The sequence below is a fragment of the Streptomyces sp. NPDC049577 genome (genome assembly GCF_040675635.1).
Taxonomy (GTDB): domain Bacteria; phylum Actinomycetota; class Actinomycetes; order Streptomycetales; family Streptomycetaceae; genus Streptomyces.
Genome location: NZ_JBFAPH010000334.1, coordinates 1 through 6,881, shown reverse-complemented (window position 1 = coordinate 6,881; position 6,881 = coordinate 1). Strand labels below are relative to the sequence as shown.

Here is a 6,881-nt window from a genome sequence, read left to right as displayed (position 1 = left end):
GATCTCGGACAGGCCGCCCTCCTGGGCGCGCACCGCGCACGCGAAGTAGCGGAAGTGGTCGATGGCGAGCGGGATGTCGGCGGCGAGGGTCTCGCGGACGGGTTTGCCGTTGTCCCAGGACTCGGCGACGGCGAGGGCCTCCAGGTTGCGCTCCATGCGGTCGGCGACGCGGTGGAGGACGGCGGCGCGTTCGGCGGGGGAGGTGCGGGCCCAGCCGGGGGCGGCCGCGTGGGCGGCGTCCAGGGCACGCTCGACGTCCTCGGCGGTGCCGCGCGCGACCTCGGTGAAGGGCTGTCCGGTCACCGGGGTGGGGTTCTCGAAGTACCCGCCCTGCTTGGGCGGTACGTACGTGCCGCCGATCCAGTGGTCGTACCGCGGCCGGTAGGAGACGAGCGCGTCCGGGGAGCCGGGGTTGGCGTAGCGGGTCATGGGCGGCCTTCCGCTGCGGGCTGCCGTCCGCTCCGGCGCGGGCGGCGACGACGGCCGTCACGCTAACGCCGGGCAGGTTGCGCGAACGTTGCCCGCATCCGGTGGGTGCGCGACGCGACCTCGCGGTGTCGCGCCGCGCCCGGCGGGAGGGCGGCGAGGAGCCGTTCCCAGACCTCCAGGTCCTCCTCGCCCCAGGGGCTCTCGGCCCAGGCCCGGAGCGCGCCCGCGTCGCCGCGCAGCACGGCCTCCCGCAGCCGGCCCTCGAGGATCCGCCGCAGCCGGCAGACCCCCGGGGCCTCGGACAGCGGCAGCAGCGGGCCGGTGTACAGGCGCAGGGCGGAACGGACGTCACCGACCGCCAGCTCGCTTTCCACGGCGGCCGCGTCCGTGTCGACCGGGGCGCACAGCCGGTACGGGCGTGAGGCCAGCAGCGGGCCCACCAGACGCCGTAATCGGCACAGTTCGGCGCGCAGCGTCACCGCGGGCACGGGGCGCTCGCCGTAGAGCGCGGCGGCGAGCTGGTCGCCGGTGAGCCCGGCGGGGTGGGCGGCGAGCAGGACGAGGATCTCGCTGTGCCGTCTGCTCAGCCGCAACCGCCGCCCGTCGGCCGCGAGCAGGGCCTCGTCGCGGCCGAGCGCGGTCAGCGCGCGGCCGGGTGCGGCGGTGTCCATGGTGGTGGCCAGATGGGCCTCGGCGGCCCGGGCGGTCGCCTGGACGAGCGCCAGGGTGTGGGGGCCGGCGAGATGGTCGCCGCCGGTGATGTCCACCGCGCCGAGCAGCCGCCCGGTGCGCGGGTCGTGGACGGGCGCGGCGGCGCAGGTCCACTGCTGCGCCAGCCGGTTGTAGTGCTCGGTGGCGAAGATCTGCACGGCGTGGTCGAGGGCGAGTGCGATGCCCGGCGCGTTGGTTCCGGCGTGCCGTTCGTCCCAGCGGGCGCCGGCGACGAAGTTCATGCGCTCGGCCCGGCCGCGCACGCCCGGGTGGCCCTCGACCCACAGCAGCCGGCCCGTCGCGTCGCAGACGGCGAGCAGATGGGCCCCGTCGTCGGCGATCGAGCCGAGCAGTTCGCGGAAGAGCGGCATCGCGCGGGCCAGCGGATGCGCCCGGCGGTAGCTCTCCAGCTCCGCGTCGGCCAGGTCGACGGGGGCCAGGAACTCGGTGCCCGGTAACGCCGCGGCCGAGCGCCGCCAGGAGGCGGCGACCACCTCGCGGACGCCGGGACCGACCGTGCCGCCGGCGACGAAGTCCGCGTGCGCGCTGCGGACCGCCCGGCACTGCTCGGCGGGGTCGGCTCCGGACGGCATCGCCAGCCATGGGTTGACCACGTGGACCCCTCCCAATCCCCGACAGGCCGTTCCCCGGAGGGCGGTGGTCCCGACGATACCGCCGCACGCGGGTGGCGGCGGTGGTTGGGCGGTGCGGCGGCGCGGGTACATCCCGAACAACCTTCGAACAACCCCGAACGGAAGCCCCATGCCCAAGAGTTCGTCGTCCCAGGTGCTGGCCGACATAGCCGAGCGCACCCTGGCCGCCTACGTGACCACCTTCCTCGGCATCATCATCGCCGACGGTTTCGACCTCACCAGCATCTCCGCCCTCAAGGCCGCGGCCATCGCCGCGCTGCCCGCCGCACTGTCCGTGATCAAGGGGGCCATCGGCAGCCGCTTCGGCGACAGATCGAGCGCGGCCTGGCTGCCGAAGCGCGCCCCGCGCCGTACTGCCGCCGACAGGAGCACCGGGGCCGGCAAGGGCACCGGCACCGGCACCGGCAAGAGCAAGGCCACCAAGGCCACCAAGGCCACCAAGACCACCAAGGCAACCAAGAGCGGCCCCGCCTAGCCGGCCACCGGAAGCCGTCGGTTCACACGGGGTGTGCGCGGCGCACCCGCGACCACCCCCTCGCACACGCTCCCGCCCCGTCCCGCCGCGCGCGAGACTCTTTTCCGCGAGTCCCACTGGCGCGACGGGACTGGGCGGCCGGTCACTCCCCCCGAGCCGGCGGCCCGCCGCCCCGTACCGCCGGGCGGACGGTACGGGGCGGAACCGGCCGCCCGGGGCCAGGGGCCATCCGGGCGTCAGTCGGCCCCCCGCCTGCACCCCGCTCGGGGTGGGTGCAACGATGTGCACGTCATGAGAACAGGGCAGCCGGCGGGGCAGGCACCGAGAGCGTTGCGAGCGGCGATGTTCGCAGCGGTCTGCGTGCTGCTCGCCGCGCTGGGCCACGCGGTCATGTCCGGGACCACCGTCCCGTGGTGGGCCGTCGCGGCCGCGTTCTCCGGCACGGGCGGCTGCGCCTGGTTCCTGGCGGGGCGTGAACGCGGACCGCTGCTGATCACGCTCGCGACGGTGGGCGCGCAGACGGCCCTGCACTCCTTCTTCTCCCTGGCCCAGAAGGCCGCCGCCCACGCGGCCGCAGTGACGGGCGGCGCCTTCGACGGCGCGGGGGTGCCCGCGGGTGCCACCGGGGTCACCGAGGACGCCTGGTGCGGCCCGGGGGCGATGGCCGCGATGCCGCCGCAGGGCATGACGGGTATGACGGGCCTGGCCGGCACGGGCGGGCACGACATGTTCTCGCACGCCGGGCACGGAGCCCTCGGCATGTGGTCCGCGCACGTCCTCGTCGCGGTCGTCTGCGGCATGTGGCTCTCCGGCGGCGAACAGGCCGCCTTCCGGCTCGGCCGGGCGGTCGCCGCCCGGTTCTTCGCGCCGCTGCTCGTCCTCTTCCACGACGTACCCGCGCGCTCCGGCCCGCCGCGTGTCCGGGCCGGCCTGTCGCGCGCCGCGCAGCGGCTGCGGCAGCTGCTCTACGCGCACGTCCTCGTCCAGCGGGGTCCTCCGGCGGCCCGCGTCGCCGTCGCCTGACGGCGACCGACCAGGCCGTACTCCCTCACCGGGCCGCCGTGCCCGCATGGCGCCCGGAATTCCAGGAAGGACCCGGGGCGATGACCCCTGCCCTCACACACCCCGTGCATCCCGCACACCCGTCAGCCGAGATCCAGCCGCGCAGCGAGCGCCTTGAGCCGGCGGACCCGCTCGCCCCAGTCGCGGCACGCGGCACAGTCGCGCAGATGCGCGTCGAGCGCCGCCCCGGTCACACCGGGCGGCGGTTCCTCTCCGTCGACGCGGGCGGAGACGGCGGTACGAACCTCACTGCAATGCACCCCGCCATCGTCCCCGGCTCCGGCCGGGCCGGCCGCACCGGGGGCCGCCGTGCGTGACGACGAGACGGTGACCGCCTGGGCCCTGGCCGCCCGCGGCGGCGACGCGGACGCGGTGGACCGCTTCATCCGCGCCACCCAGAGCGATGTGCGGCGGTACGTGGCGCGGCTCAGCAACGACCCGCAGGGCGCGGACGACCTCGTACAGGAAACGTATCTGCGGGCGCTGCGCGCGCTGCCGCGCTTCGAGGGCCGCTCCACGGCCCGCACCTGGCTGCTCTCGATCGCGCGCCGCACGGTCGTGGACCGGCTGCGCTTCCAGGCGGCGCGTCCGCGCCTGTCGGACACGGACGACTGGCAGGCGGCCGTCGAGCGCACCCAGTCGGCGGAGCTGCCCGGCTTCGACGAGGGTGTGGCCCTCTCCCAGCTGTTGGACCGGCTGCCGTACGAGCGCCGTGAGGCGTTCGTCCTCACGCAGATGCTCGGCCTGCCCTATGCGGAGGCCGCGCTGGTCGCCGGCTGCCCGGTCGGCACGGTCCGCTCCCGGGTGGCCCGGGCCCGCGAGACGCTGATCGTCCAGCTGGAGCGGGCGGAGCGCGCCGCGGAACGCCGCGCGGGCACGCCGGTACTGGCGGGCGCGCGGGCGTAGCCCCGCCGGGCCCGGGCCCGGGGCCGGCGCCGACGTGCGCCGGCCCCGGCTCAGTCCCGCGTACCCGGCCGGACGACCACGGCTTCCGCGCGGACCGTTCCGGTGTGGCGGAAGCGGAGGACGAGGGGGAGGCGGTCGCCGGGGTTCAGCCGCGGGGGAGCGCTGACCATGACGTCCAGCTCGTGCGGGGACATGGCCAGGACACCGTGGGCCGGTACGGACACGGAGGGGATCATGCGCATCGAGCCGGCGCCGTTGGCGACGACCGTGCGGCTCAGCATCGCGCCGCCCGCCGTGGGTGCCTCGACGGCGACGAGTTCGTCGTCCGTGTCGCCGGTGTTGCGCAGGCGGAGCATCGCGGCGGTGTCGTCCGTGCCGAACGGCAGCAGCACGCGGGCGTCCTCGACCGTGACGTGCGCGGGCCGGCCGGCCCCGCCGGAGGCGGTCCAGGCGGTGAGGCCGGCCAGGGCGACGGCACAGGCCGCGACGGGCACGAGGGCCGCGCGGGCGGTGCCAAGGAGCGAGTCGTTCATGCGGAGGCCCTTCCCGGGCGCGTACGGTTCGGGGCGGGCTGCCAGCCGCGCAGCCGCAGGCTGTTGCCGACGACCAGCAGCGAGCTCGCGGACATGGCCGCCGCGGCCACCATGGGGCTGAGCAGGCCGACCGCGGCGAGCGGCACGGTGACGAGGTTGTAGCCGAAGGCCCAGACGAGGTTCGAGCGGACCGTCACGGAGGTGCGCCGTGCCAGGCGCACGGCGTCGGCCAGGACGGCCATGTCCTCGCGGACCAGCGTCACGTCGGCCGCCCCGATGGCCGCGTCCGTGCCGCTGCCCATCGCGATGCCGAGGTCGGCTCCGGCGAGGGCGGCGGTGTCGTTGACGCCGTCGCCGATGACGGCGACGCGGTGGCCGCGCTCGCGCAGGGTGCGGACGAGGGCGGCCTTGTCCTCCGGAGTGGCCCGGGCGTGCACCTCGGTGATGCCGAGCTCACCGGCGACGGACCGGGCGGCCGCCTCGCTGTCGCCCGTGGCGAGCACGGGGCGCAGGCCCAGCCGCTTGAGGTGGTCGACGGCGCGGTAGCCGCCGGGCCGGACGGTGTCGCCGAGGGCGATGACGGCTTCGGGCGTGCCGTCGATGGTGACGAGGACGGCGGTGTGGCCGGCGTCGTCGGCGCGGCGGAGGGCGGCGGCGAGGGTTTCGCCGGCGGAGGTGCGGGGTTCTTCCGCCGGACCCTCGCCGTCGGGGCGGCTCGCCGTGGCGGTGGGGAGAGTCCCCGAGGATCCCGCCCCCGGCCGGGTCACCTCCACCGCGTGGCCGTCCACCCGGGCCTGCACGCCCAACCCCGCCGTCGCCGTGAAGCCCTCCGCAGGGGGAACCGCGGTGGCGGACGCGTGGATCGCTCGGCCCACCGGGTGTTCCGAGCCCGCCTCCGCCGCCGCGGCCAGGCGCAGGACGGCGTCGCGGCCGGGGCCGCCGGGGCGGGTGGTGACCTCGGTGACCGTCATCGAACCGGTGGTCAGGGTGCCGGTCTTGTCCAGCACGACCGTGTCGACGCGGCGCAGGCCCTCCAGCGCCTGCGGGCCGCTGACGAGGATGCCGAGGCCCGCGCCGCGGCCGGTGGCGGCGAGGAGGGCGGTCGGGGTGGCCAGGCCGAGCGCGCAGGGGCAGGCGACGACGAGGACCGCGACCGCCGCGGTGACCGCCGCCTGCGGGGCGGCGCCCGCGCCCAGCCAGAAGCCGAGGACGGTGACCGCGACGGCCAGGACCGCCGGGACGAAGACGCCCGCGACGGCGTCGGCGACGCGCTGCACCCGGGCCTTGCCCGCCTGCGCCTCCTCCACCAGCCGGGTGATGCGCGCGAGCTGGGTGTCGGCGCCGACCGCCTCGGCCCGGACCTCCAGCAGCCCGCCGGAATTGACGGCTCCACCGACCACGGCCGTGCCCGGGGCGGCCTCCACCGGCGCACTCTCACCGGTGACCAGCGACAGGTCCAGCGCCGAGCTGCCCGCGACCACCACGCCGTCGGTGGCGACGCGCTCGCCCGGGCGTACGACGAAGACGTCCCCGACCCGCAGCGCGGACAGCGGCACCCGGCGCTCGGCGCCGTCCGGGCCGCGCACCACCGCCTCCTTGGCGGCGAGCGAGGCGAGCGCCCGCAGCGCCGAGCCCGTGCCGTGCCGGGCGCGGGACTCCAGTAGCCGCCCGGTCAGCACGAACAGCGGTACGCCGACGACCGCTTCGAGATAGACATCCGCCGTGCCACCGGTCGCCGAGGGCACCAGCGTGAACGGCATCCGCATGTCCGGATCGCCCGCGCCGCCGAGGAAGAGGGCGTACGCGGACCAGGCGTAGGAGGCCAGGACGCCCAGTGAGACGAGGGTGTCCATGGTCGCGGTCGAGTGCCGCAGCCCGCGCAGCGCGCGCTCGTGGAAGGGCAGGGCGCCCCACACGGCGACCGGGGTGGCGAGGGCGAAGCACAGCCACTGCCAGGAGCGGAACTGCAGGGCGGGCACCATGGACAGCACCAGCACCGGCACGGACAGCAGCGCGGTGACCAGCGGGGGCAGGAAGCGCAGCACGTTGCCGTAGGTGCCACAGGTCAGCACCAGCAGACCCTCCGCGTGGCAGGCCTTGGCCAGGGCGCCG

The 6,881-nt window shown here is 76.4% G+C and carries 8 protein-coding genes; 3 read left to right on the top strand and 5 right to left on the bottom strand.

All coding sequences use genetic code 11. From position 1 onward, the window contains the following. A partial coding sequence (locus AB0K09_RS27440) for an aldehyde dehydrogenase family protein (protein ID WP_366068094.1) occupies window positions 1-429 on the bottom strand: 429 nt, incomplete at its 3' end. Window positions 430-491: 62 nt separating this feature from the next. Then, window positions 492-1,754 (bottom strand): GAF domain-containing protein, encoded by a 1,263-nt coding sequence (locus tag AB0K09_RS27435; protein WP_366068093.1) that lies wholly within the window; start codon window positions 1,752-1,754, stop codon window positions 492-494. A 148-nt stretch (window positions 1,755-1,902) separates the two neighbouring features. Between AB0K09_RS27435 and AB0K09_RS27430 the strand changes: the two genes are divergently transcribed. Next, on the top strand, window positions 1,903-2,268 hold the full coding sequence (locus AB0K09_RS27430; RefSeq protein ID WP_366068091.1) for a holin: 366 nt from the start codon (window positions 1,903-1,905) through the stop codon (window positions 2,266-2,268). A gap of 342 nt (window positions 2,269-2,610) precedes the next feature. Then, on the top strand, window positions 2,611-3,291 hold the full coding sequence (locus AB0K09_RS27425; protein WP_366068090.1) for a hypothetical protein: 681 nt from the start codon (window positions 2,611-2,613) through the stop codon (window positions 3,289-3,291). A 122-nt stretch (window positions 3,292-3,413) separates the two neighbouring features. Here the strand turns inward: AB0K09_RS27425 and AB0K09_RS27420 are convergent, their stop codons facing one another. Beyond that, window positions 3,414-3,590 (bottom strand): zf-HC2 domain-containing protein, encoded by a 177-nt coding sequence (locus tag AB0K09_RS27420; protein ID WP_366068089.1) that lies wholly within the window; start codon window positions 3,588-3,590, stop codon window positions 3,414-3,416. A gap of 49 nt (window positions 3,591-3,639) precedes the next feature. Here AB0K09_RS27420 and AB0K09_RS27415 point away from each other — a divergent pair, with 49 nt between their 5' ends. Then, on the top strand, window positions 3,640-4,236 hold the full coding sequence (locus AB0K09_RS27415) for a sigma-70 family RNA polymerase sigma factor (protein ID WP_366068088.1): 597 nt from the start codon (window positions 3,640-3,642) through the stop codon (window positions 4,234-4,236). A gap of 50 nt (window positions 4,237-4,286) precedes the next feature. On the opposite strand, the gene AB0K09_RS27410 is transcribed toward AB0K09_RS27415, so the two are convergent. Further along, window positions 4,287-4,769 carry a copper chaperone PCu(A)C gene (locus tag AB0K09_RS27410; protein WP_366068087.1) on the bottom strand — a complete coding sequence of 161 codons (483 nt, stop codon included), beginning with the start codon at window positions 4,767-4,769 and terminating at the stop codon, window positions 4,287-4,289. After that, window positions 4,766-6,881 (bottom strand): heavy metal translocating P-type ATPase (locus AB0K09_RS27405; protein ID WP_366068086.1); only part of this gene is annotated, 2,116 nt, incomplete at its 5' end. The genes AB0K09_RS27405 and AB0K09_RS27410, both read right to left, overlap by 4 nt.

Excerpts from the sequence above, each read along its gene's own strand:
- AB0K09_RS27425 (WP_366068090.1), top strand. The coding sequence starts at position 2,611 with ATGTTCGCAGCGGTCTGCGTGCTGCTCGCCGCGCTGGGCCACGCGGTC.
- AB0K09_RS27430 (WP_366068091.1), top strand. The coding sequence starts at position 1,903 with ATGCCCAAGAGTTCGTCGTCCCAGGTGCTGGCCGACATAGCCGAGCGC.
- AB0K09_RS27410 (WP_366068087.1), bottom strand. The coding sequence starts at position 4,769 with ATGAACGACTCGCTCCTTGGCACCGCCCGCGCGGCCCTCGTGCCCGTC.